Source organism: Arthrobacter sp. WCS2018Hpa-7 (assembly GCF_031843805.1).
In the GTDB taxonomy this organism is placed as follows: domain Bacteria; phylum Actinomycetota; class Actinomycetes; order Actinomycetales; family Micrococcaceae; genus Arthrobacter.
The window spans coordinates 17,094-41,618 of the sequence record NZ_JAVTJB010000010.1 but is presented as its reverse complement, the minus strand read 5'-3'; the positions used below and the strand labels follow the sequence as shown (position 1 = coordinate 41,618).

The 24,525-nt window shown below is 63.9% G+C and carries 26 protein-coding genes; 18 read left to right on the top strand and 8 right to left on the bottom strand.

What is annotated here, in order from left to right; all coding sequences use genetic code 11:
* The first annotated feature begins 10 nt into the window (after positions 1-10).
* The 9 genes from RQH14_RS12535 (at position 11) to RQH14_RS12495 (ending at position 7,589) form a co-directional block, all read left to right on the top strand.
* Positions 11-763, top strand: coding sequence for a winged helix-turn-helix domain-containing protein (locus tag RQH14_RS12535; protein WP_311213548.1), 753 nt, complete (start codon positions 11-13; stop codon positions 761-763).
* A 98-nt stretch (positions 764-861) separates the two neighbouring features.
* Positions 862-1,329, top strand: a complete 468-nt coding sequence (gene bcp / locus RQH14_RS12530) for a thioredoxin-dependent thiol peroxidase (RefSeq protein ID WP_159706260.1) — start codon at positions 862-864, stop codon at positions 1,327-1,329.
* A gap of 242 nt (positions 1,330-1,571) precedes the next feature.
* Complete coding sequence (locus RQH14_RS12525) at positions 1,572-2,687, top strand: SpoIIE family protein phosphatase (RefSeq protein ID WP_311213547.1); 1,116 nt, start codon at positions 1,572-1,574, stop codon at positions 2,685-2,687.
* A 21-nt stretch (positions 2,688-2,708) separates the two neighbouring features.
* Positions 2,709-4,691, top strand: a complete 1,983-nt coding sequence (locus tag RQH14_RS12520) for a glycosyltransferase family 2 protein (protein WP_311213546.1) — start codon at positions 2,709-2,711, stop codon at positions 4,689-4,691.
* Positions 4,675-5,007: an STAS domain-containing protein gene (locus RQH14_RS12515; RefSeq protein WP_311213545.1), complete on the top strand. Its 333-nt coding sequence runs from the start codon at positions 4,675-4,677 to the stop codon at positions 5,005-5,007. The genes RQH14_RS12520 and RQH14_RS12515 overlap by 17 nt, the downstream gene beginning before the upstream one ends.
* On the top strand, positions 5,000-5,419 hold the full coding sequence (locus tag RQH14_RS12510; RefSeq protein ID WP_311213544.1) for an ATP-binding protein: 420 nt from the start codon (positions 5,000-5,002) through the stop codon (positions 5,417-5,419). The genes RQH14_RS12515 and RQH14_RS12510 overlap by 8 nt, the downstream gene beginning before the upstream one ends.
* Before the next feature lie 245 nt (positions 5,420-5,664).
* A complete protein-coding gene (locus RQH14_RS12505; protein ID WP_311213543.1) occupies positions 5,665-6,213 on the top strand; it encodes a hypothetical protein in 549 nt (182 codons plus the stop codon).
* Positions 6,214-7,308, top strand: a complete 1,095-nt coding sequence (locus tag RQH14_RS12500) for a C2 family cysteine protease (RefSeq protein ID WP_311213542.1) — start codon at positions 6,214-6,216, stop codon at positions 7,306-7,308.
* An 8-nt stretch (positions 7,309-7,316) separates the two neighbouring features.
* Positions 7,317-7,589 (top strand): hypothetical protein, encoded by a 273-nt coding sequence (locus tag RQH14_RS12495; protein ID WP_311213541.1) that lies wholly within the window; start codon positions 7,317-7,319, stop codon positions 7,587-7,589.
* 99 nt (positions 7,590-7,688) lie between these two features.
* Here RQH14_RS12495 and RQH14_RS12490 read toward each other — a convergent pair whose 3' ends face one another.
* Positions 7,689-8,783 carry an alanine--glyoxylate aminotransferase family protein gene (locus RQH14_RS12490; protein WP_311213540.1) on the bottom strand — a complete coding sequence of 365 codons (1,095 nt, stop codon included), beginning with the start codon at positions 8,781-8,783 and terminating at the stop codon, positions 7,689-7,691.
* Between the two features lie 25 nt (positions 8,784-8,808).
* Positions 8,809-10,053 (bottom strand): MFS transporter, encoded by a 1,245-nt coding sequence (locus RQH14_RS12485; protein ID WP_311213539.1) that lies wholly within the window; start codon positions 10,051-10,053, stop codon positions 8,809-8,811.
* 58 nt (positions 10,054-10,111) lie between these two features.
* Here RQH14_RS12485 and RQH14_RS12480 point away from each other — a divergent pair, with 58 nt between their 5' ends.
* From RQH14_RS12480 to purM, 7 genes are all read left to right on the top strand, one after another.
* Positions 10,112-10,603 (top strand): helix-turn-helix domain-containing protein, encoded by a 492-nt coding sequence (locus RQH14_RS12480; RefSeq protein ID WP_311213538.1) that lies wholly within the window; start codon positions 10,112-10,114, stop codon positions 10,601-10,603.
* An 88-nt stretch (positions 10,604-10,691) separates the two neighbouring features.
* The gene (locus RQH14_RS12475; RefSeq protein WP_311213537.1) at positions 10,692-11,522 is read left to right on the top strand and encodes a phosphatase PAP2 family protein; all 831 of its coding nucleotides are present in this window, start codon (positions 10,692-10,694) and stop codon (positions 11,520-11,522) included.
* Between the two features lie 154 nt (positions 11,523-11,676).
* Positions 11,677-12,186: a 2-oxo-4-hydroxy-4-carboxy-5-ureidoimidazoline decarboxylase gene (gene uraD, locus RQH14_RS12470; protein WP_311213536.1), complete on the top strand. Its 510-nt coding sequence runs from the start codon at positions 11,677-11,679 to the stop codon at positions 12,184-12,186.
* Entirely contained in the window at positions 12,183-12,524 is a 342-nt protein-coding gene (gene uraH, locus RQH14_RS12465; protein ID WP_311213535.1) for a hydroxyisourate hydrolase, read from the top strand. The genes uraD and uraH overlap by 4 nt, the downstream gene beginning before the upstream one ends.
* A gap of 92 nt (positions 12,525-12,616) precedes the next feature.
* Positions 12,617-12,949: a hypothetical protein gene (locus tag RQH14_RS12460; protein ID WP_311213534.1), complete on the top strand. Its 333-nt coding sequence runs from the start codon at positions 12,617-12,619 to the stop codon at positions 12,947-12,949.
* Positions 12,950-13,096: 147 nt separating this feature from the next.
* Positions 13,097-14,728 carry an amidophosphoribosyltransferase gene (purF, locus tag RQH14_RS12455; RefSeq protein WP_207594986.1) on the top strand — a complete coding sequence of 544 codons (1,632 nt, stop codon included), beginning with the start codon at positions 13,097-13,099 and terminating at the stop codon, positions 14,726-14,728.
* On the top strand, positions 14,725-15,882 hold the full coding sequence (purM, locus tag RQH14_RS12450) for a phosphoribosylformylglycinamidine cyclo-ligase (protein WP_089596294.1): 1,158 nt from the start codon (positions 14,725-14,727) through the stop codon (positions 15,880-15,882). Before purF ends, purM begins: the two co-directional genes overlap by 4 nt.
* 72 nt (positions 15,883-15,954) lie before the next feature.
* Here purM and RQH14_RS12445 read toward each other — a convergent pair whose 3' ends face one another.
* The 3 genes from RQH14_RS12445 to RQH14_RS12435 form a co-directional block, all read right to left on the bottom strand.
* Positions 15,955-16,725, bottom strand: a complete 771-nt coding sequence (locus RQH14_RS12445) for a VOC family protein (RefSeq protein ID WP_311213533.1) — start codon at positions 16,723-16,725, stop codon at positions 15,955-15,957.
* Entirely contained in the window at positions 16,722-17,504 is a 783-nt protein-coding gene (locus RQH14_RS12440) for a VOC family protein (RefSeq protein ID WP_311213532.1), read from the bottom strand. Before RQH14_RS12440 ends, RQH14_RS12445 begins: the two co-directional genes overlap by 4 nt.
* 184 nt (positions 17,505-17,688) lie before the next feature.
* Positions 17,689-17,913, bottom strand: coding sequence for a DUF3073 domain-containing protein (locus RQH14_RS12435; protein WP_024818182.1), 225 nt, complete (start codon positions 17,911-17,913; stop codon positions 17,689-17,691).
* A gap of 242 nt (positions 17,914-18,155) precedes the next feature.
* Between RQH14_RS12435 and RQH14_RS12430 the strand changes: the two genes are divergently transcribed.
* Entirely contained in the window at positions 18,156-19,079 is a 924-nt protein-coding gene (locus RQH14_RS12430; protein ID WP_311213531.1) for a septum formation family protein, read from the top strand.
* 82 nt (positions 19,080-19,161) lie between these two features.
* Here the strand turns inward: RQH14_RS12430 and clpB are convergent, their stop codons facing one another.
* On the bottom strand, positions 19,162-21,819 hold the full coding sequence (clpB, locus tag RQH14_RS12425; RefSeq protein WP_311213530.1) for an ATP-dependent chaperone ClpB: 2,658 nt from the start codon (positions 21,817-21,819) through the stop codon (positions 19,162-19,164).
* A 170-nt stretch (positions 21,820-21,989) separates the two neighbouring features.
* Here clpB and RQH14_RS12420 point away from each other — a divergent pair, with 170 nt between their 5' ends.
* Positions 21,990-22,607: a pyridoxamine 5'-phosphate oxidase family protein gene (locus RQH14_RS12420; RefSeq protein ID WP_311213529.1), complete on the top strand. Its 618-nt coding sequence runs from the start codon at positions 21,990-21,992 to the stop codon at positions 22,605-22,607.
* Between the two features lie 3 nt (positions 22,608-22,610).
* Here the strand turns inward: RQH14_RS12420 and RQH14_RS12415 are convergent, their stop codons facing one another.
* Together RQH14_RS12415 and RQH14_RS12410 are read right to left on the bottom strand one after the other, a co-directional pair.
* Entirely contained in the window at positions 22,611-23,699 is a 1,089-nt protein-coding gene (locus RQH14_RS12415) for an ATP-binding cassette domain-containing protein (protein ID WP_311213528.1), read from the bottom strand.
* A complete protein-coding gene (locus RQH14_RS12410) occupies positions 23,696-24,511 on the bottom strand; it encodes an ABC transporter permease (RefSeq protein ID WP_311213527.1) in 816 nt (271 codons plus the stop codon). Before RQH14_RS12410 ends, RQH14_RS12415 begins: the two co-directional genes overlap by 4 nt.
* Positions 24,512-24,525: the final 14 nt, after the last annotated feature.

Genomic DNA, 24,525 nt, shown 5'->3' with positions numbered 1-24,525 from the left:
GTCAACCGTCATGGCAGTCAATGCCTACGGGCCACCACCGTCGCGGGGACCCGCAGCCCGCGGAACTTCTGCGCGACGGAACGGCATGACCGCACACGGCCTGGCGCTCTGGGTCAACCCGGCCGAGGGCGACGAGATCGATTCTGCAGTCTGGGAGCGGGCCGCACGCCTTGTGCTGGCCCGCGCCATGAAACTTGCCCCGGAGGCGGAAGTCCGCATCTGGCCCGCCACCGGGGCAGAGCACTCCGGCGTCGGCGACACTTCCTGGGGCGGCACTCCGCAGGAAGCCGCCGACGCCGGTACCAACGGCACACTCTCGCTCGCCGACGCCCTCGCGGAGGCGCGGTCGGTGACCCGTTCGGAGGCCATCTCCGACGGCGGCGACCGCACCGAAGCGGGCGACAGCACCGCCGTCGAGCCCGTAACGTTGGCCAGCCGCCGGAGCCAACTTGCGGTGGACCTCGCCGCTGAAGTAGTGCTGCTGGACGGCAGGCCGGTTTCCTTTACTGGCATGGAATACAAGCTGCTGCGCTACCTCGTGGTCAACTGCTCACGGGCCATCAGTCGTGAAGAATTGCAACGCTTCCTGGAGTCATTTGACCTTCCCGGCGCGGCATTTCGGTCGATCGACGTTTATGTTGGAAGGGTGCGGCGGAAGCTAGGCTCCGCCCGACACACCGTCGCCACCGTCCGTGGTGGCGGCTACCAGTTCGTGCCAGGGCCCTATGCCACAGTGCGCGGACCTGCGGAATACAGCATCTAGGTTCGCTGTTGTAAAAGATCAACGCCCCCGCAAAGTGCATGACCGCTGTTGTTTGAAATAAAGGCCGGCTGTTTGCCGGTGAAACGTAAAGGATCGCTATGACCCAGAAACTCCTCGTCGGAACGCAAGCACCTGATTTCGCGCTTCTCGACGCCGACGGCACCAAGGTCTCGCTGTCCGATTACCGCGGACGCAACGTCATTGTGTACTTCTATCCGAAGGCAGCCACCCCCGGCTGCACCACCGAGGCTTGCGACTTCCGCGACAACCTCGCCAGCCTCCAGGGCAAGGGCTACGACGTCATCGGGATCTCCCCGGATGCCCCGGAAGCACTGTCCAAGTTCACCGGTGAATTCGCGCTGACCTTCCCGTTGCTCTCCGACGAAAACCACGCTGTTGCCCTCTCCTACGGTGCATGGGGCGAGAAGCTGGTTGACGGCGAGATCGTTGAAGGCCTGGTCCGCTCCACCGTCGTCCTCGACGGCGAAGGCACCGTGAAGCTCACCCAGTACCAAGTTGCTGCGCAGGGCCACGTCCAGGCACTGAAGGAAGAGCTGGGCGTCTAACCCTCTCTCACATCCCAAAGGCTTGAGCGGATCGCTCTCTCACCTCCCACGGGCTTGAGCCGAACCCTCTCTCACCTCCCACGGGCTTGAGCCGGACCGTCTCTCACATCCCAAGGGTTAGAGCCGAACCGTCTCTCACATAACTGAACAAAATATGTAACGCCCGCCCACTTTTGTGCGCGGGCGTTTCATATGCCTTGACTAAACGTGACAAACGTCCGGCCACAGTAGTTAATGGAGCCATGGTCTCTTCCCCACCCGTGCGCCACGCTGTAGTCGTCGAAGATGACGCTGACATCCGCGGCCTCCTCGTCCTGGTCCTCGAGCAGCTCGACTTTGTGGTGACCGAAGCACCTGACGGCTTGTCCGGCGTCGAGGCTGTCCGCAACACCAACGCGGAACTCGTGACTCTCGATGTGAACCTCCCGGACATTGACGGCATGGAGGTATGCCGCCGGCTCCGCGCATTTTCGGACGCCTACATCCTCATGCTGACGGCACGGGCAGACGAGATCGACCGGCTCAACGGCCTGGACATCGGCGCTGACGATTACATCAACAAGCCCTTCAGCCCCAAAGAACTCCAGGCCCGCATCCGTGCACTATTCCGCCGGGCCCGCACGCCCGCGCCGGCCGAGGACACCGGCCAGACGGACGAACTTGAGCGCGCCGCAGTAGTGCAGCAGAGCCTCCTGCCGCGGGAAACCGTCCGCATTGAGGGATACGACGTCGCCGGGGCCTTCCGCCCTACCCGCAACGTTGGCGGGGACTTCTACGACTGGTACCAGACCAGGGACGGCATGCACCTGACGTTCGCGGACGCCATGGGCAAGGGCATGGGCGCCGCCTTGATCGCAGCCACCGTCCGCGCGGTGATGCGTTCGGTGGCGGACACCCCGGCCATCGACGCCGCGTTCGCCTCAGCGGGCGCCACCATGACGGCGGACCTGGACCAGTCCGGTTCCTTCGTCACCATGTTCCATGCGCGGCTGGACGCTCCGTCCGGAAGGCTCAGCTATATCGACGCCGGTCACGGCCTCGCGCTGTACATCCCGGCTGAGGGGGCAGCGCAGAGACTGGTGTCCGCCGGTCCGCCGGTGGGCATCCTCGACGGACAGCACTGGCCCGCCGCTGAGCTCCTGCTGGAACCCGGCGACACGCTGGTGATCGTTAGCGACGGCGTGTTGGACGCCCATGCTTCCCTCGAAGACTTCATTCGGAACGTGGAAAAGTCGACGCGGGGCGAGGCATCGTCGGACGGCGTCTGTGCCGCTCTTCTGGAGTTGGCACCTGCTGCCACCGCCGAAGACGATGTGACCGCCGTCGTCGTTCGCAGGAAACCTGAAGTCCAGCACTAAAGACCACAAAAAGGGGGGATTGTGACACGTTTCTGGACCAGGCTGCTGGTTGTCCTGACAGTCATTCTGGGCGTCAACTATGTGGCATGGCGCTGGATGGCGTCGCTGAACTGGGACGCCTGGTGGATCGCCGTTCCGTTGGTGATCGCTGAAACGTACAGCCTCATTGACGTGATGCTGTTCGGCCTGACGGTGTGGAACCTGAAGATCCGCAAGCCCCCACCCCCAGCGCCGTCCGACGCCACCGTGGACGTTTTCATCACCACGTACAACGAGCCGCTGGACCTTGTCATGACCACGGCCCTGGCCGCCAAGGACATCCGCTGGCCGCACAGCACCTGGATACTCGACGACGGCGATCGCCCCGAGATGCGCCAACTCGCCGAGTCGAACGGGATTGGCTACGTGACGCGCGGCGCGGACTGGACACCTGACATGCCGCGGCACGCCAAAGCCGGCAACCTGAACAACGCCCTGATGGTCACCTCGGGCGAATACCTGCTGATTCTCGACGCCGACCAGATCCCCGAACCGGACATCCTGGACAAGACGCTGGGCTACTTCAACGACGACCGCGTGGCGTTGGTCCAGACCCCGCAGTACTTCATCAACGTCCCCGCCGACGATCCCCTGGGCAGCCAGGCACCGCTGTTCTACGGGCCCATCCAGCAGGGCAAGGACGGTTGGAACGCGGCGTTCTTCTGTGGCTCCAACGCCATCCTCCGCCGCGAAGCCCTCATGCAGCTCGGTCTGGTGGGCTACGTCAAAGCCACGGAGAAGAGTGTTCGTCGCGCCCTCACTGCGTCCCGCTCGGCGATCAAAAAGGCACGCCGCTCCGAAGAGGCCCGCAACCCGCTGGTGGAGCAGATGCTCAACGAGGTGGAGGCAGCAACAAACACAGCCCAGCAGGAACTCGAAGCGCGCGTGTCCCTCAGCGAGATCACGTACCGCGTGCGCCGAAAAGTGGACGAGGCCGTGCGCACCCTCGTTGCTGCCGATTTCTCTGCACTGCAGGCCGACCTCGAAGAGATCGCCGCCATGGAACTCGCCCACGTCGGCGAGTCCGGCGTGACCACTGTGGCGAGTGACGCCGTCGACCGTATGTCCGGCCGCGACTGGTCACCGTTGGGTGCGCTCGAGTCGGTCCACGCGGTCCTGGACGCCATCTCCGTGGAACGCACCGACGAAGCGCAGCCGATCATGCCGCTGGCCACTATCTCGGTCACCGAGGACATGGCCACGGCCATGCGGATCCACTCACTGGGCTGGAAGAGCGTCTACCACCACGAGATCCTCGCCAACGGACTGGCCCCCGAAGACCTCAAAACCATGCTCACCCAACGCCTCCGCTGGGCCCAAGGCACCATGCAGGTCCTCCTTCGCGAGAACCCGTTGGTCCAGCCCCGGCTCTCGTGGGGCCAGCGGCTCATGTACTTCTCCACCATGTGGAGCTACCTCAGCGGTTTCGCGGCCGTGGTGTACTTCGCGGCGCCCATCATCTACCTGACGCTCGGCATCCTCCCTGTGAGCAGCCTCAGCTGGGACTTCTTCATCCGCTTCATCCCCTTCATGGTGGTGAACCAGCTGCTGTTTGTGGTGGCCGGGCACGGCATCCCCACGTGGCGCGGACAGCAGTACAGCCTTGCGCTGTTCCCCACCTGGATCAAGGCATGTACGACGGCGGCGCGGAACGTTTGGTTCGGACGTCCCCTCGGGTTTGCCGTCACCCCCAAGGCGCGGCAGAGCGGCGGCCCGAGCTGGAGCCTGATCCGGCCGCAGATCATCGTGGCGGTGTTGTTGGCCATTGCAATGGTTGTAGGGATCGCCCGGCTTTTGACTGGTCTTTCGGAGCCCCTCGGCACGCTGGTGAACGTCGCCTGGGTGGCGTTCGACCTTGTGGTCCTGAGCGTGCTGGTCAAGGCAGTTTTGTACAAGGGTTTTGTCCCTGAAGATGTTGGGCCGGAGAGCCCCGAGGAAAGGAATGCAGATGCAGTTCAGCTATGAGGTCAAGGACTCCTACGCGGAGGTGAAGAGCGTGGGCCGCTTGAACATGGTGGCAGCGCCCAAGCTCCGCGAAGTAGTGAACGAGGTTGTCGCCGGCGGATCCAGCCGGGTTGTAGTCAACCTGGCCGAGACTGACTTCATGGACTCATCCGGCCTCGGAGCCCTCATCGGTTGCCTCAAAGCCGCACGCCAGGCTGGTGGCGACCTCCGCATCTCCGGCGTTCAACCACAGGTCAAAATGGTCCTGGAACTGACCAACATGGACCGGGTGCTCACGGCGTACCCCTCAGCCGAGGAGGCGTTCGGAGATGACTGAGGTCATCGCCCGCCGGGGGTTCCACGGTCCGTCCAACGAGGAAGCCATCGAGGCCATTCACAACGAGTTGGATGCGTTGTGGGACGACGCCGCCTTCGTGCCGGACATGGACCGGATGACCTTTGCCACCGCAGTCATCGAGGCAGCGGCGAACATCGTGCAGCACGCGCTTCCTGTGGCCGAGAAGCCCGTGGAGATCGACGTGGACATCAGCGTCCGGCCCGCTCGACTGGTCGCGAGGGTCAGCGCGTACAACGCCCGTGAGCCCTTCGCGAGCGACATGCAAGCGTCCATGCCCGACTCGGATGCGGAGTCCGGCCGCGGGTTGGCACTCATCGAGGCCCTGGTGACCACGGTGACGTTCGAACGCCAGGACGGCACCAACACCTGGATCCTCACCCGCGACACCTGACCCTCTCTCACCTCCCACGCCCTTCCCGCCGATCCTCTCTCACCTCCCGCGCCCTTCCCGCCGATCCTCTCTCACCTCCCACGCCCTTGAGCCGAACCATCTCTCACCTCCCACGTGCTTGAACCGAACCATCTCTCACCTGCACGGGTTGTTCTGCCCATCGCGTGGCGCAACGCAACGTGAAAGCATTCGGTGAGATCCGCCGTCGAACGCTAACTGAAACTGGGGACGAAATGAACCGCCGCATGCACCGCAAGTCTTGGGCGCTGGCTGCTGCCCTTACGGTGATGGCGGCCGCCGCCGCGGGCTGCAGCGATACCCCCGACGGACCCACGCGGGAACCCAGCAGCGCGCCGCCAGTGACCGCCGAACCGGCTCCCGTGGCAGAAAGCGCGGCGAAGTACAACGCCCTGACTGCCGACCTTGTTGCGGCCTTGGAGGCAAAGATGCCGGACATCACGTGGGCCGTGGATGACCCGGCACGCCTGAGCCGCATCGACGACGGCAGGTGCATGCTCGCCCCACGGAGCATGAAGAGCAGCGCGGACATCGTGAAACCATCTAGGAGTTTCGAGGACGTCTTTGCAGCGGCGGATCCGGTCCTGAGAGAGCACGGCTTCCCGGCTTTCGACGGAACTGACCCTGTCCCGGGCGGCTGGGTGGTCACACGCAGCACTGATGCGGCGGGTGCCACGGTGACCATCCGATCCAAGTTCCCGGCTTACTTGGACGTCACTGTTCCGGTCAAGTCTGAGTCCTGTGATGCCAACGAAATTCCTGAGGGGGACCGATAAATGCCCGGATTTTACGGTGCTGATATTGAACAATTGCGGGCTCTCGCGAAGACCATGTCCCGGCACTCGGAACGGATGACCTCCCTGTCCACGGAACTGGGTCACCTCATCAGCAATGCGCGGTGGGACGGCCGGGACGCAGCGATGTTCCGGGCCTCGTGGGACTCCGAACACCGCCCCATGCTGAAGAAAATCTCCAGTGAGCTGCAGACGCAGGCCACGGAGCTGATCCGTAACGCGGACCAGCAGGACAAGTCCAGCTCAGGAGCGTCAGGGTCCTCGGGCTCTGATCATTCCGGGCGGGGCGATTCGAACCCGCCCGGCGACCCAGGGCCGCTGGACCCCGACACTCCCGACGTCGATGTGCCCGGCGACGTGCGCAATGACCCCGACGCCGGTGACCCCAGCGACATCAACCAAGGACAGATCGGCGACTGCTGGCTGTTGGCCGGAATCGGCTCCGTGGCCCAGGTGCTGGAGCGCGAAGGCAAGCTGGACGAGTTCCTTGAGGAGCACATGCGTCCCGTCGGTGATCCCCCGACGCACTGGGTGGTCACACTCTACGAAGACGGCGAGCCTGTGGAAGTCACTGTGGAGGCCAAGTCCACCGAAGGCGGAGTCCGCGGCGCTGATGGCGAACCCAACTGGCTGTCCATCTACGAGCGCGCGGCGGCTGAGCACCGCGGCGGATCCTACGACGACATCGACGGCGGCTTCAGCAACGAAGCCATGGAACTGATGACCGGGCAGTCCGCAGATAAGGACGGCGAGCTGAACTTTGATGACATCGAGGACAAGCTCTCCGACGGCCAAGCCATTTCCGTCGGCACCGAAGACGTCAAGGACGACGACTTCGACTGGGTCTGGGAGTCCGACGAAGTCAACCGCACCGACGTCGTCCCCAACCATGCCTACGTTGTGGTTGATGTGAAAACCAACGACGACGGCGAGAAAGTCATCGTCCTGGCCAACCCGTGGGGTCCATCCGGCGGCTACTTGGAGGACGACGACGACCACAAGTCCGGCACGCTGGAACTGACCGAAGATGAGTACAAGGAAAACTTCGACTCCGTGTACTCCGTGGACGTGAAGTAAGGATGGCCGTGGAACAGCTCGTAACAGTCAAGCAAGGCATGCAGCCCACCTTCGACGGCGTCAAAGTGGGCGTGGTCAAGATCGGAATCGCCGACGGCGCCCCCGCTATCCAGTTCTGGATCCGCACCGCAGAACAACAGCGCAAGCAGGCCTTCCGCGAGGGCCAGTCGATCACGCTGCCTGGCGCGGGTTTGCTGACGATCACGTCCATTCAGCCCGCCGACGGCAGCACCGCCGCCTCCGCGACGTTAACGTACGACGCCGGTCACGTCACCGATTGACCGTCGGCGCTGGAGGGTGAGTGAGCGTGCGGCTAAAGCACGCGGGACGTGAGTGAGCGTGCGGCCCAAGCACGCGGGACGTGAGCGAGCGTGCGGGGGCTAGGCTTTTGCGATCGCCTCCTTCAGTGCCCCCAGCACCAAGGTGACCGAGGCACTGTTAGCGTTCGGGCCCATCATGCCGATGCGCCACACGGTGTCCGCGAACTCCCCCACGCCCGAGCCGATCTCCATGCTGAAGTTCTCCAGAAGGTAAGCGCGGACGGCAGCCGAGTTGACGCCGTCGGGCACTTTGACCGTGGTGAGGCTCGGCAACCGGGAGCCTTCAGCAGCGAACAGTTCCAGCCCCATCTCCTGCAGCCCATTCTGAAGTGCGGTCCCGGCGGCGCGGTGCCGGGCTTGCACCACGTCCAGCCCCTCGGCGAGGATCCGGTCCAAGGCAGCTTCGAGCCCGGCGATCATGGTGACGGGCGCAGTGTGGTGATACGTCCGGGCTCCACTGGCCGCCCCGACGTACCCGCCGAGCAACCCGATATCGAGGTACCAGGACCGTGGATCCTTGACGCGGCCCTCAAAGGCGCGGTCGGACACAGTGAACGGCGACAGTCCCGGAGGAACGCCCAGGCACTTCTGCGTACCGGCATATCCGACGTCGATCCCCCAGTCGTCCGCCAACAGCTCCAGTCCGCCGATGGAGGTGACGGCGTCGGTGATCAGCAGGGCGTCGCCCTTGCCGGCACCGAGCGCGGCGATGTCGGAAATAACACCCACAGAAGTTTCAGCATGAACTGCCGCAATGACTTTCGGATGAGGATGCGCCGAGAGGACGCGGTCGGCATCGACGGGCTGGCCCCATTCGTGGTCAACCCGGACCACAGTGGCGCCGCAACGCCGGGCGACCTCGCACATCCGCGCCCCAAACAGTCCGTTAACGGCGATAACTGCCACGTCGCCGTCGGACACGGTGTTCACGAAAGCCGCTTCCATCCCGCCGGAACCTGTGGCACTCAAAGGGAGTGTCCGCGCATTGGACGTGCCCCAAACAGTCCGCAGGCCCTCGCAGGTGTGGTCGAGCCGCTCGATGAACACCGGATCAAGGTGCCCCAGCACGGGGTAGGCCAGGGCGGCCATGGCTTCGGGGTAGCAATTGCTCGGGCCGGGACCGAACAGGAACCTGGACGTCAGAATGTCGGGCATGTGCGAACTCCTTAGCTGGTTGAGGTCATTCTGCCCCAGCGTGCTGTGCGGGGCGAGCCAACCGCGCCCGCCCGCTCGATTTGTACGGAATGAGCCGGTCCATGCCCCATACCGCCAGCGCAAGCACCGCGAAAACGGCGCCGAGGACACTGGCCCCGGTCCAACCCCACGCATCGCAGACCGGAGCAACAGCTGCCGCACCCGCGGCACTTCCCAAGGAATAGAAGACCATGTAGCTGCCGATCATGCTGCTGGCCGACTCCTCAGCACCTGCCACGATCAGGGTCTGGCTGCTGACATGGACGGCCTGAACGGCAGCGTCGAGGACGATGATGCCCACTACGAACCACAACAGCGACCAACTGCCGAGGGACAGAGCCACCCAGGAGGCCAGGAGCGCAGCGAGGCTCCACGCCGTGACCCGCTGCGCCCATCCACGGTCCGCCGCGGCGCCTGCCCGGGATGCGGCCACCACACCCACGAGGCCAGCCAGCCCAAAGAGCCCGATCACGCTGGGCGGCAGATTCCACGCGGGACTGCTGAGCAGCAGGGACATGCCGCTCCACAGCACCCCGAAGGACGCGAACAGCAGCATGGTGATCAGCGCCCGCGTACGGAACACGCGATCATGCCGTGTCAGGACCACCACAGATGAGACAGCCCGCCAGTAGCGCGCCCCGCCCCTCTCGGCCTTTTCTTGGGGCAGAGCGCGATAAACCGCGACGGCGAGGACCGCACCTGCCAGCGCCGCGAGAACGTAGACCGACCGCCATCCCCATAGGTCTGTCAGGCCTCCCGCCAGCGTTCGGGCAAGGATGATGCCACTCACGACGCCGGCAGTGACGGTGCCGATGCTTCCGCCCCTTTGGTCGGGGGTGCTGGAGGTGGCGGTATACGCCACGATGGTCTGGACCACCGACGAGGCCAAGCCGAGGAGCATGAAGCCACCCAGCAGGGCCGCCTGTGAATCTGCCAGGGCCACTACGGATCCGCCAAGGGCCGTCGCCGCGATGTGAAGGGTGATGAGCACCCGGCGGTTCATGACATCCCCCAGCGGCACCAAGAGAACCAGCCCAAGAAGGTATCCGGCCTGGGATGAGGCCACAATCCAGCCCACCCCGGACGTTGGAATCCCCAGATCCGTCCCGATGCGCTCAAGAAGGGGCTGCCCGTAATAGATGTTGGACACCATGAACCCGGCGGCCACAGCGAGCAGGAACAACAGCCGACGGCCGAGTCCTCGGCTGGATTCCTTCAGGTCTGTGCTCACAGCGCCTCCATTTTTGGTTTCACAATGCAACCATGCGACCTTATGGCAGAATGGTTGCATGTTGCAACCAAGTGAAGTTGAGTGGACGGATCCTGAATGCCCCGTCGCAAGAGCCGTGGACCTGGTGGGCGACAAGTGGACCCTGCTCATCACTCGGGACGCACTGGACGGCAAGCGGCGCTTCTCCGAGTTCGAGAGATCGCTGGGCGTGGCTAAAAACATCCTTTCGGACCGCCTCCGCCTCCTGGTGGAAAGGGGCGTCCTGACCAGGATTCCCAACGAGCGGGGCACCCGAAGCGAATATGAACCGACGGACGCGGGGCGCGATCTGTTCACCCTGCTCCTCAGCCTCCGACAATGGGGCGAGCGCAACGCCTTCACCCCGGGTGAGGAACATTCGGTCCTCATCGACCCCGCCTCGGGTCAGCCCGTCCCGGAGTTGCGGCCAATCAGTGAGGGCGGCCAAGAGCTTGGCCCGGAGCAGACGTTGCTGGTCAAAGTGGGCCAGCCGCTGCCTGACAAGCAGCCACTGCCTGACAGCGGGAGATAACAGGCCTGAAGGCGCTCCCAGGAACCTCCGGGCAGCAACTGCTAAGGTTGCTCACCAATACTGAGGCCGCCACGGATAGGGGACATGAGTGACGACTGAAGGAAAAGAGGCGCCGGAGCAGGGCGTCCGCGGCGAAGTAAGCCAGGACAGGTTCGTTGCAGGGCAGGACCTGACGCGCTGGAAATCCCCTGCGGGCCGAACACTTGCCCGAGGCGCCGAGAAGGTCACCTCCCTGCTGGGGCCCTACGCCGCGCTCATCATCACCCTGATAGTGGGACTCGCCGCAGCCCTCTCACTGGCCTTGGTCTTCGGCGAGGTCTATGAGTCCGTGACGGAAGCCGACGGCGTAGCAGGCCTGGACGATCCCGTCCTGGCCGCGGCAAAGAGCGTCCGCTCCCCCGCCCTGGACGTAGCAGCTACTGCCTATACGAATATTGGCGGCACCGTGGGTATGCCCATCATTGCCGTTGGCATCATGATCTTCCTGGCCACCAAGCGGCGATCATGGACACCGGTGATCCTGATGCTTGCTGCCGGGCTGGGATCATTGGTCATCACTATTTTGGGCAAGCCGATCTTCGGCCGCGCCCGCCCGGACCTTGCGGACGCCATTCCTCCCTACGAGCATTCCGCGTCCTTCCCCAGCGGCCATTCCCTGAACTCCATCGTGATTGCCGGCATCGTGGCCTACCTGATCATCCTGCGGCTCAAGACCTTGCGGGCGCGGGTCATCACCGTACTGGTGGCCGGGATCTTTGCCTTCACCATGGGCCTGAGCCGCGTCTACCTTGGCCACCATTGGCTGACGGATGTGCTGGCGGCCTGGGCCATCGGCGTGGCATGGTTGGCCTTGGTAATCACCGCTCATCGCCTGTACCTGACAGTGCGGACGCGGCGCCACAGGGCGGTAGTCTCTTGACACCAGGCCGATCACTCGGCTTAACTGAATTACGTATGCTGAAATAACAGTTCCATGATGCGGAAGCTTGAAGCAAAGGCTTCCTCTTGCACCAGCAGGAGTTCCGCATAGCCCACACCATGGATGCCAGCATTTGCACGAGGATGTCACAAGCATGGAGCTTGCAGAATTCAACAGTGTTGACCGGGACGAGGCCATCAGGATCCTCACCCCCTGCCTGGATATCAGCCGCTGGGTGGAGACCGTCGTCGACGCACGGCCCTTCGCCACCGTCGACGAACTGCTGGGTCAGGCCCAGCGCGCCGCCGAACCGTTCACCGCCGCCGAGGTGGAATCCGCCATGGCACACCACCCCCGCATCGGCGAACGCCCCAAGGCCCAGACCACCGAGGCCGCAATGTCGCGTTCGGAGCAGGCCGGAGTGGATCCTGGAGACAGCGATACCACTACCGCCCTGGCTGAGGGCAACCGCGCCTACGAGGAAAAGTTCGGCAGGGTCTTCCTGATCCGCGCCGCCGGCCGCAGCGCCCAGGAAATCCTCAGCACCCTTCAGGAACGCATCACCCATACCCCCGAAGAAGAAGACACAATTGTGGCCGGCCAGCTGCGGGAGATCGCATTGTTGCGCCTCTCCGGCTTGGTCAGCGAAGGAGTCAACGCATGAGCGTTTCACAAGTAACCACGCACATCCTGGACACCGGTTCCGGCCGCCCGGCGGCGGGTGTCGCCGTCGTACTTTACGTCCGTGAAAGTGACGACTGGACCCTGGTGGCGAAGGGCGAAACCGACGCCGATGGCCGCATCAAGACCCTCGGTCCGGAGCGGATCCCGGGCGGCGCCTACCGGCTGAATTTTGCCACCGGCGCCTACTACGAGGGCCTCGGCACGGAGACGTTCTTCCCTGAAGTGGATTTGAACTTCACAGTTTCAGATGCCGGCGAGCACTATCACGTGCCGCTCCTGCTGAGCCCGTTCGCGTTCTCGACGTACCGCGGCAGCTAGCCCACCCCCGCCGAGTTTCCAGTTAATGCCAATGTTCTTCAAGGACATTGGCATTAACTGTCGTATCGGCGGAGAACGGTAGGCTTTAACGCATGGCTTCAGAGGACACCACCCCCAACTCCGCCCGCCGCGAGATCACGGTACGCCGGGCACCCAAGTTTGTACCCTTCATGATTTTGGGAGCAGTGGTTGGTGCAATCGTGGCCGCCATCATCGCGTACGGCCGCCAATCCGACCCCGCCTTCGACGCCGGCACAGTGTTCGGCTTCTTCCTGATCGTCTGCGCGGGCGGAGGCGTCATCCTCTTCTCGATTCTCGCCCTGATCCTGGACCGCATCAGCGTCAAGCGCTCCCAGCGCGCCGTCGTGGAAGCCGTTCCGGATTCGGTTCCGGACCAAGGACCAGAGAACGACGACGTCCGGTAAGTCGGGCGCCCGGCCCGCCTCTTTGGAGGGGAGCCGAATGTGAGACACACCGCATTTTCGAAGTAACACGCCTGTTCTGCGCCGGTTCGAGGGGTCACATAGGCTGCGGGGGAACGTACCACGCCGACATCATGAGACAATCGACCAGTGGCACGTGGCGACGGAAAACTTTCTCATGATCTTCTCCCCGGCGAAAAAGGCCCTCAGGACGCTTGTGGCGTCTTTGGGGTTTGGGCTCCCGGTGAAGAAGTAGCAAAACTCACCTATTACGGGCTGTATGCGCTGCAGCACCGCGGACAAGAATCGGCTGGTATAGCTACCAGTGACGGCAAGCGCATTAATGTCTATAAGGACATGGGGCTTGTGTCCCAGGTCTTCGATGAGACAACCCTGAACACCCTTACCGGGCACCTGGCCGTTGGCCACTGCCGGTACTCCACCACCGGTGCAAGCCACTGGGCCAACGCGCAGCCAACCCTGGGGGCGACAGCAACCGGCACGGTTGCCTTGGCCCACAACGGCAACTTGACCAACACCGCTGAGCTCCGGGAAATGATCCTTGAGCGCAACGACGGCCAGTTGACCGGTGAAATGAAGCAGGGCAACACCTCGGACACCGCACTGGTGACCGCTCTCCTGGAGGGTGAAGAGGGCAAGACCCTGGAGCAGACTGCACTGGAGCTGCTGCCCAAGATCAAGGGTGGCTTCTGCTTCGTCTTCATGGACGAAGGAACGCTCTACGCTGCCCGCGACACCTACGGCATCCGCCCGCTGTGTCTTGGCCGCCTGGATCGCGGCTGGGTTGTCGCTTCCGAGCAGGCCGGCCTGGCCACCGTTGGCGCGAGCTTCATCCGCGAGATCGAGCCCGGCGAGTTCATTGCCATCGACGAGGACGGCGTCCGTTCACAGCGCTTCGCCGAGGCAACTCCCGCCGGCTGTGTCTTCGAGTACGTGTACCTCGCCCGCCCGGACGCTGCCATCGCCGGCCGCTCCGTGTATGAGGCACGCGTTGAGATGGGCCGACAGTTGGCCCGCGAAAACACGCACGAGGCCGACCTCGTCATTCCCGTTCCCGAGTCCGGTACCCCCGCAGCTGTTGGGTACGCCGAACAATCCGGAATCCCCTTTGCCCATGGCTTCGTCAAGAACGCCTACGTGGGCCGCACGTTCATCCAGCCGTCGCAGACCCTGCGCCAGCTGGGTATCCGGCTCAAGCTCAACGCCCTGGAATCCGTGATCCGCGGCAAGCGCATTGTGGTGGTGGACGATTCAATCGTTCGCGGCAACACCCAGCGCGCCATCGTCCGGATGCTCCGGGAAGCCGGTGCCGCCGCGGTGCACGTCAAGATTTCCTCTCCCCCGGTCCAGTGGCCGTGCTTCTACGGCATCGACTTCGCGTCCCGCGCGGAACTGATTGCCAACGGCGCCACCATCGAGGAGATTTCCCAGGCGATCGGCGCGGACTCGCTGGCCTACATCTCCGAAGACGGCATGATCGGCGCTACCCAGCAGCCGCGCGAACGCCTCTGCACGGCCTGCTTCACCGGCAAGTACCCCATCGAGCTGCCGCACGCGGACAAGTTGGGCAAGAACCTGCTGGAACGCACCGACCTGGGCGGCTTGGAACCAGCTGCTCAGTCCGAGTCCGTGGACGATTCCGAGGATCCGGCCGACAAGCCGGGTGCCACGGGTTGCGATCCCGGACCCGACGCCGAATTCGAGAACCTGCTGACCGACGCTGATCGTTTGACCGACGCCGACAAGAAAGAGTCTGTATGAGCTCCGCAACACCCGCCGCTGGAAGCACCCCGAACACAACAGGCATCACCTACGCTTCTGCCGGTGTCGACGTTGAAGCGGGCGACCGCGCAGTCGAACTCATGAAGGGCGCCATCAAGGCGACGCACAACTCTTCGGTGATTGGCGGCGTCGGCGGTTTCGCTGGCCTGTACGACGTCTCCAAGCTGCTGACCTACAAGAAGCCGCTGCTGGCCACGTCCACTGACGGTGTTGGCACCAAAGTAGCCATCGCGCAGGCCATGGACATCCACGACACCATCGGTTTCGACCTGGTGGGCATGGTGGTGGACGACATCGTCGTTGTAGGTGCTGAGCCGCTCTACATGACCGATTACATCGCTTGCGGCAAGGTTGTTCCGGAGCGAATTGCAGACATCGTCCGCGGTATCGCTGCTGCCTGCTCCGTTGCCGGCACAGCCCTTGTTGGTGGCGAAACCGCTGAGCACCCGGGTCTCCTGGGTGAGCACGAATACGACGTCGCAGGTGCCGCAACCGGAATCGTCGAGGCCGACGCCCTGCTCGGTCCGGACCGTGTCCGTGCCGGCGACGTCGTGATCGGCATGGCTTCTTCCGGTCTGCACTCCAACGGCTACTCCCTGGTCCGCCGCGTCATCAACCACGCCGGATGGGCCCTGGACCGCCAGGTTTCGGAGCTCGGCCGCACGCTGGGCGAAGAGCTCCTGGAGCCGACCCGCGTTTACGCAGCCGACTGCCTGGACCTTGCCCGCACCTTCCCCGTTACGGGCGGCGCGGCAGTCCACGGCTTCAGCCATGTCACCGGTGGTGGCCTTGCCGCCAACCTGGCCCGCGTCCTTCCGCAGGGCCTGGTGGCAACAGTTGACCGCAACACCTGGGAACTCCCCGCCATCTTCAAGCTGGTTTCCGAGTTGGGCAACGTGCCGCTGGCCGACCTGGAGCGCACGCTGAACCTCGGCGTCGGCATGGTTGCCATTGTTTCCGCCGAAGCAGCAGACGCTGCAGTGGCCCGCCTCAACGACCGCGGCCTTCCGTCCTGGGTCATGGGCACCGTTTCAGCCGACAGCGACTCGATCGACAAGACCGGCCCGGATTACGTCCAGGGTGCCAAGGGCGTCGACGGCGGCGCTGTCCGCTTGGTGAACGCGTACGCCTAAGCGGTATATCGCTTCATAAAGAGAGCGGCCGGGCAGTCTTTGACTGCCGGGCCGCTCTTTTGTTGCCTGGTTCTATGTCTGGATCAGGCTCAGGACTCCGCCTTGCGGATCCTGGATGGTGGCCAGCGATCCCGTCCCGGGCTTGTCCTCCGGCTCCACGAGGAGCTCTCCCCCGGCTGCGACTGCCGCTTCCACGGCTTGACGCAGGTCCGCCACACCGAAGTAGACCTGCCAGCTGGCCTCATCCCCCTCATCGGCAGGAACGATGCCAGCCACCTCGTCGCCCTTGACCATCAGCGTGCTGTAGCTGCCGCCGTCGTCCTGCGGATACTCGGTGACCTCGTGACCGAAAAGCTGCTGAAAAAACGCGACGGCGGACTGCGGCTCGGGCGTCGACAGTTCAGCCCACGCCAATGCGCCGGGCTCGTTGTACAGGTGGCTTCCCAGGTGCGTTCCAGCCTGCCAGATACCCGTGGTTCCGCCGCCGGGAGGTTCGATGAACGCCAAGACCCCCGTGTCCGCAACTGCTTCGGGACCAAACAGGAGCTTTCCGCCGGCGTGAACGGCGTCGTCGGCAATTTCGTCAGTGTCCGTGGCAGCGATATAGATGTTCCACTGGCCATGCGTTCCGGCCGCCTCCTGCATGGGGTTCTGCGGTGCGATCACGGCCACCAGCTGATCCTTGACGAAGGCTTGCGCGTAGCTTCGGCCGTCAGGAGTGGGCAGGTCCTTGAAATTCCATCCGAACACCTGCTGATAGAAATCCTTGGCCGCGGCCACATCCCTGGTCTGGAGGTCAGCCCAGCACGGCTCCCCGCTGGCGTAGTGCTTCCGTGCCGTCATGCTGCGAGGCCCGTCATGATGCTGAACGCTGCCCCGGCAGGATCCATGAGGACAGCCATGCGACCCACTCCCGGCACGTCGAAGGCGGGGGCGATGACGTGGCTGCCCAACTCAACCGCCTGCTCCACAGTGGCATCGATATCCACCACGTTGAAGTAGGTCATCCAGAACGGCGACAAACCCTCGATGGGCAGCTTCAGGGCACCCGCAACTCGTTTCCCCTCGACCAGCAGGCTTGTGTACTCCTGCAGGTCACCTGCCGGTTCAGTTTCGCTGGTGCACCCTGTCACAGCCTCGTAGAACGCTACGGCCTTGGGGACGTCATTTGTTTGCAGCTCATTCCAAATCATGGTCCCCGGTTCATTGATCAAGCCTGATCCCGGGTGGTTGCCTGCCTCCCAGAACCCGATCTGGGCTCCGGTGGGATCTGTGGCGAAGAACATACGTCCTGAACCGTTGGGGACCGAGTCAGGAGGGGAAAGTAGGGTTCCTCCAGCAGCTTCCACGCGGTGGGCCGCTTCGCCAGCAGAGTCCACAGCCAGGTAGTTTGCCCAGTAGGACGGCATCCCTTCAGGAGCATCGGGCATCTGCTGCATCATTCCGGCAATGTAGCGGCCCTTGAGCTTGGCCATGTAGTAGGTCATGCCGTTCCCGGCGTCCATGGCATCCAGCTCCCATCCGAAGAGGTCGCTGTAAAACTTCCTGGAAACGTCAATGTCGGTGGAGGAGAGATCCACCCAACATGGTGTTCCCTGTTTGTAGCTGTCAGCCTCCGGCATGGCGTTCCTTTCGATGCGCTCGAACCTCCAGCCTACGCAAAAAAGGGCCCTCAGGGTACGCCAATGAATGACGTGCCCTGTGGGCCCTTTTCAAAAGATATACGGCATCCGAAAATGCGCGTTGACCTTGAAGTACGACGGCGGTCCACAACTCAGTGCCTACGGCACCTGTTGGTTGCGACAGCTATCCGATCCGGCGGGTGTCAACCTCGTCGTCGTCGTCTTCCGCGTACTTATCCTCATAAGCCGAATAGTCCGGCTCCGGGGGATCTTCGGGGAAGTGGCTCTTGACACGACTGGACGGACCCGTGAGCTCCCGCTCAAGTGCCGAATAGTCAGTGTTCGGGGAGTAGTACTTAATATCCCGAGCCTGCTTGGTAGCTTTTGCCTTTTGACGGCCGCGCCCCATGGCGTGACCCCCTTTTGTACTTGGACCGGAGGTGGTCACCTTGGCTATCGGTGAGGCCCCGGAATGTTTGGTCAATTTGTCGTATGTCTAGATTACATGCTTTCAGGGGTGCCTGCGTGCCACCACGGGCCCGCGTCGATGGCGGCTCCGGCCAAAACCACGGCCAAACACCTCCCCGGGGGCCAAAAATTGGGTAGAGTCTGCCTCAATGCGGCGTCACAGCAGGAAGGCACACCCCGGAAATGAGCCAGGACAACACTCCCCCACGCGATGGTTCACCACGCGAAGAGGACAAGGATGGGGTGCCGCCCGCGCCCAAAAACCCCCCGCCCGCCACTGGTGAGCAGCCGCCCAGGCCCTCTGGTGGGGATCTGCATAGGGCTCCGGGCGAGCAGCCTGCTGCAGTTGGTGAGCAGCCACCCGCAGCCCCGTTGACGCCGCCGTCTGGACTTCAGCCGGATCCCGCGCCGGAACTGGACCCCGACTTCGTAGCGGACCCAGGTTCGCAGCCGGATCCCGCGATGCCGCCCACCGGTGGGCAGGCGCCTTCCTACGCCATGCCGTATCCGGGCCAGCAGCCTTATCCCGGGCAACAGCCGGATCAGGAGCAACAGCCGTATCCAGGGCAAGAGTCACCTCCGGAACCCCACGGAGATCCCGTCAAGAGGCAACGCTTGGTCATCGGTGGGATCGTAGTGGGCGTACTCGTACTTATTGGCGTGGTCATCTGGGTACTGCTGAATCTGTTGGGAACCCGCCCCGAAGCCGCTGTCACCACTCCGAGCGCCACGGCTACCCCGGGTCCACTCCCCCGTGACGCCAACTCCAAGGACTTCCAGGTGGGCGACTGCTTCGCCGACTTTGATCCCAATGCCAGCGAGGCACGCGCCGTAGCCTGCGATACCGAACACTCGGCCCAGCTCATTGGAGTGCACGCGTACCCGGGCGACGATTCCTTCCCCGGGACCAACGCCCTGCGGGACAAGGGTCGCGAGGTGTGCAAGGCCGCGGTGGCCAAGCTCAACGAGGCCGCCGATAACTACGTACTGCTGCAGCAGAACGTCTACCCGAGCACCACCAGTTGGGATCGGGGCGACCGTCGCGTCGATTGCTTCATCGTGGTGGACTCAGGCAACACCATCAAGGAAGACCTCCTGCAGAAGTAGCCCGCGGCTGGCAGCTTCGGGCTACTTCTGCCCAGCCTTACTTCCGGCGGGGCCACTTCCGCCCGGCCCCATTTCCGGCGGGCTACTTCCTACGTACCGTGAGGCCCGTTCCTACGGGAGCGCCGCCGTCGGGCCCGGTCAGTGCCTCGAAGCCCTCAACGGTGAGCTCGTCCAGGTCGGCTGCGGTGTCCACCAGCACGGTGTCTCCGTCGCTGATTTCGCCGGCGAGGATCTCCTTGGCGAGGCGGTCGCCGATCTCCCGTTGGACGAGCCTGCGAAGGGGCCGGGCACCATAGGCGGGGTCGAACCCGGACATGGCCAACCATGCACGCGCTCCGTCCGAAACTTCCAGGCTCAGACGGCGATCCCGGAGTCGGTTGCTGAGCTCGGCCACGTGGAGCTCCACGATCCGGGCAAGTTCCTCCACGGAGAGCGGATCGAAGAGCACGATCTCGTCCAGGCGGTTCAGGAACTCCGGCTTGAACGATGCCTGCACCACAGCCATGACTGCCTCGCGCTTGGCCTTGGCGTCCATGGTGGGGTCTACCAGGAACTGGCTTCCGGAGTTGGACGTCAGCACCAGGATGGTGTTGCGGAAGTCCACGGTGCGGCCCTGACCGTCGGTGAGGCGGCCGTCGTCGAGGACCTGCAGGAGGATGTCAAAGACCTCCGGGTGTGCCTTCTCCACCTCGTCCAGCAACACCACGGAATACGGCCGGCGCCGCACAGCCTCGGTCAGCTGGCCGCCCTCCTCATAGCCGACGTATCCGGGAGGGGCACCCACCAGACGGGCTACGGAGTGCTTCTCGCTGTACTCGGACATGTCGATCCGGATCATGGCGCGTTCGTCGTCAAAGAGGAAGTCCGCGAGGGCCTTGGCCAGCTCCGTCTTACCCACACCGGTGGGGCCAAGGAACAGGAACGAACCCGTGGGCCGATTGGGGTCGCTGATGCCGGCGCGGGCGCGGCGCACAGCATCGGACACAGCCTGCACAGCCTTGCTCTGTCCGATCAGGCGTTTGCCAAGCTCCTCTTCCATGTGGAGCAGCTTCTGCGACTCGCCTTGCAGCATGCGGCCGGCCGGGATCCCCGTCCAGGCGGAGATCACCTCGGCGATATCGTCAGCGGTCACGTCTTCAGCAACCATCAGCTCGGGCTTTGACTCGCTCCGGGCCGACTCCTCCTCGGCAGCGGCGCTCAGCTCGCGTTCCAGAGCGGGCAGTTCGCCGTAGAGGATCCGCGACGCCGATTCGAGGTCGCCTTCGCGCTGGGACTTGTCCGCCGCGGAACGCAGTTCGTCGATTTTCGCCTTGAGATCACCCACGCGGTTGAGCCCGGCTTTCTCAGCTTCCCAGCGCGCATTCAAGGCGCTGAGTTCCTCATTCTTGTCGGCTTTGTCCGCGCGGAGGGCAGCCAGCCGTTCCACCGATGCGGGATCGGTCTCGCCTTGCAGGGCCAGCTCCTCCATGGTCAAACGGTCGACGGCGCGGCGGAGCTGGTCGATCTCCTCCGGCGCGGAATCGATTTCCATGCGCAGCCGGGACGCGGCCTCATCCACGAGGTCGATGGCCTTGTCCGGGAGTTGGCGTCCGGAGATATAGCGGTTGGACAGCGTCGCTGCGGCCACCAACGCCGAGTCGGCGATGGCTACTTTGTGGTGCGCCTCGTAACGCTCCTTCAGGCCGCGGAGGATACCGATGGTGTCCTCCACGCTGGGCTCGCCCACGTAGACCTGTTGGAAGCGGCGCTCCAATGCGGGGTCCTTCTCAATGTTTTCGCGGTATTCGTCCAAGGTGGTGGCGCCGATGAGGCGCAGCTCGCCCCGGGCCAGCATGGGTTTGAGCATGTTGCCTGCATCCATGGCGCTCTCGCCAGTAGCGCCGGCACCCACTACCGTGTGGATTTCGTCGATGAACGTGACGATCTGGCCGTTGGAGTTCTTGATCTCTTCAAGGACAGCCTTCAGGCGCTCCTCGAATTCGCCGCGATACTTTGCGCCGGCCACCATGGAGGCGAGGTCCAGGGCGATGAGCGTCTTGCCGCGCAGGCTTTCCGGAACGTCACCGGCCACCATGCGCTGGGCCAGGCCCTCAACGACGGCTGTCTTACCAACGCCGGGCTCACCGATGAGGACGGGGTTGTTTTTGGTGCGGCGGCTCAGGACTTGGACAACACGGCGGATCTCGCTGTCGCGCCCAATGACCGGGTCCAGCTTGCCGGAGCGCGCCACGGCAGTAAGGTCGGTACCGAATTTCTCCAGCGCCTGGAAGGTGTTCTCCGGGTCCGGCGAGTTGACGTTCCTGTCTCCCCGGACACCCGGCAAGGCGGCAAGCAGCGCCTCATGGGAGGCACCGGCGTCGCGCATTAACTTTCCGACGGCGTCGCTTCCGGCCGAGAGGCCCAACAACAGATGCTCTGTGGAGACGAAGGAGTCACCGAGTTTGTCGGCCTCATTCTGGGCAGCCTGGATGGCCTGCATGGATTGGCGCGACAACTGCGCCTGCTGGACAGAACTGCCCGAGGACGACGGCAACGCTTTGATGGCCGAGCTGGCTTGCACGCTCACGGCATCGGGGTCGGCACCGGTGGCCCGCAGCAGGGCCACCGCAACACCCTCACGCTGGTCCATCAGCGCCTTCAAAAGGTGCGCTGGCTCCAGCTGCGGATTGCCGGCGGTCGAGGCATTCATGGCGGCCGCAGAAAGGGCCTCCTGGCTTTTGGTGGTGAATTTGACGTCCAAAGAGTGCTCCCTTTCTGGAGTGGATCCGATGCTTTCAAAGTTGAGTCTACTACGCTCAACTTTGATTTCCTGCCCACTGTGTTCCATGTTTGCCCACGGCGAAACCAGTGTCCAGATAAAACCACGGCTATGTGAATAACCGGTAGCTCCCGCACCCGTAGGCTGGGGCCATGGACACCATTTCAAGCGCGGACGAACTCGAAGAACTCATAGGCCTGCCCCTTGAACGCGTGCGAAAGAAGGTGCGTACGTCACTCAGCGGGTTCGATCGCCAGTGGCTGGCCGCGAGCCCCTTCTGCGTGGTGTCCACCACCGACGCCCAGGGTCGCGTGGACGCCTCTCCCAAAGGGGACCCTGCAGGATTCATCCACGTCCTGGACCACCACACCATTGCCATCCCGGAACGGCCCGGAAACAAGCTTGTCTTCGGTTTCCACAACATTCTGGAGAACCCCAATGTCGGCATCCTGTCCGTGGTCCCGGGCCGGACGGACACCTTGCGGATCAACGGGACGGCCCAGATTGTCCGGGATGCCGATTTCTTCGATCACATGGTCGTCAAGGGACATCGGCCGCGCGCGGCCATTGTGGTCACCATTGACGAAGTCTTCACGCACTGCGGTAAAGCCTTCATGCGCAGCGGCTTGTGGCAGCCGGAAACCTGGGAACCGGATGGCCTGCCCAGTATCGCGGCCCTATCCAAGGCCTACACCCAGCCGGAAACGCCGCTCGAGGAGCTGGAGTCCTACTACGGACCGTCCTACGCCGAGCGGATGTACCGGGACTGAATGTCAGGCCGGGTACAGCGAGACCAGCGCGGACTTGACCACGAACCTCACCTCCAGGCCGGGCACCAGGCCCAGATCGGCAGAGGCGGCCGGGGTGATGTCGGCGGAAAGGACCTGCGCAGCGTGCCCCAGGCTTGCGCGCACCCTGATCTGGTCGCCGTGTGGTTCAAGGTCCGTGATGACCACGGGAAAGGAATTGCGCGGGCTGCCGTGCACCTCAACGGGGAAAACGGAAACGCTCGACGGCGGGAACGCTGCCACGCCTGCCTGGCCGGGCTGGGGTGACCAGCCGGGATCGTGCTGGCCGGCGAAAACCCGGCCATCCGGCGTCGTAATTCTGTCCTCGCTGAGGGTGCCGGCAACGAGGTTAAGCCCTGCCAGGCCGGCTGCGAAGTGGCTTCTGGGCCTTTCAAGGACTCGGCGCGTAGGGCCTTCCTCGGCGATCCTTCCGTTTTCCACCACGATGACGCGATCGGCAAGCATGTAGGCGTCCAGGACGTCGTGCGTGACGATAATGGCTTTGCGGTCCTGGAGCACCCTTTTAAGCACGCGGCGCAGCAAGGGAGCCGCGTGGATATCCAGCGCGGCCATGGGCTCGTCAAGAAGGAGGAGCTCCGGTTCGGCTGCCAAGGCGCGGGCCACCGCAACCCGTTGGGCCTGCCCGCCGGACAATTGGGCGGGCTTCCTGTCGGCCAGGGGCGAGGCATCAACCTCCGCCAGCCAGTGCCGGGCAGTTTCCCGCGCGTCCGCCTTCGAAGCCCCCGCACTGCGCGGTCCGAACGCCACGTTGTCCAACGCGTTCAGGTGGGGAAACAAGAGCGCTTCCTGGGCGAGCAGCGCAGTCCCACGAAGGTGCGGGGGGCTCCAGAAGTGAGTGCCGCCGTCGAGGTTGAACAACTGACGGTCACCGTTTTTGGCTGTGCCCATTTTTGCCGCTCCGGAGTCCGGTCGCAGCAGCCCGGCGATCACACCCAGCAACGTCGATTTTCCCGCACCGTTCGGACCCAGGATGGCAACGGTCTCGCCGTCGCCGAGCCTGAAGGACATGTCGAAATTCCTGGCACCTAGACTGGCCTGCAGTTCGAAGCTCACGATTGGACCTCCACGCGCTGAATGCTCTGCCGGCGGCCGTAGCTTAGCCCCACCACAGCAACCGCCACGGCCACCAGAACCAAGGACAGCGCGACGGCGGCATCGGCGTCGGTCTCGCGCTGCAGATAGATCTCCAACGGCAACGTCCGGGTCACCCCCTCCAGGCTTCCGGCGAACGTCAGGGTAGCTCCAAATTCTCCGAGGCTGCGAGCGAAGGACAACACGGCACCGGATGCGAGCCCCGGCAGGACAAGTGGCAGCGTGACACGACGGATGACCGTGGTGGGTCGCGCGCCGAGTGTCGCTGCGACGGCTTCGTACTTGTTTCCGGCCGATCTCAGCGCCCCCTCCAGACTGACCACCAGGAACGGTAGTGCCACAAAGGTCTGAGCCAGGACCACCGCGGTAGTGGAAAATGCAATCTGGATGCCGGCCACCTCCAGGGATTTCCCCAGCAGGCCCTGCCGCCCAAACGTGTACAGCAGCGCGATGCCCCCGACGACGGGCGGAAGCACCAGCGGCAAGAGGACAAACGCCCTCAGCAGCCGCTGGCCTGGAAAGTGGCCGCGCGCCAGCACCAACGCCAAAGGAACACCCAGCACGACACAGAGCACGGTGCTGGCAGCCGAGGTCCGCAGGCTCAGGCTCAGTGCTGCGAGCGAGGACTCCGAGGTGATGAGTGGGATGAACTGCGGCCAGTTGACCTTGGCCAGCATTGCCACCAACGGCAGGACCACCAGCAATCCTCCGACAGCGGCCACGGCATAGATCCACCGCGGGATGCCGTTGTACCCGGAGGTGTCTCGTCTCATCAGCGTTCCCGGTC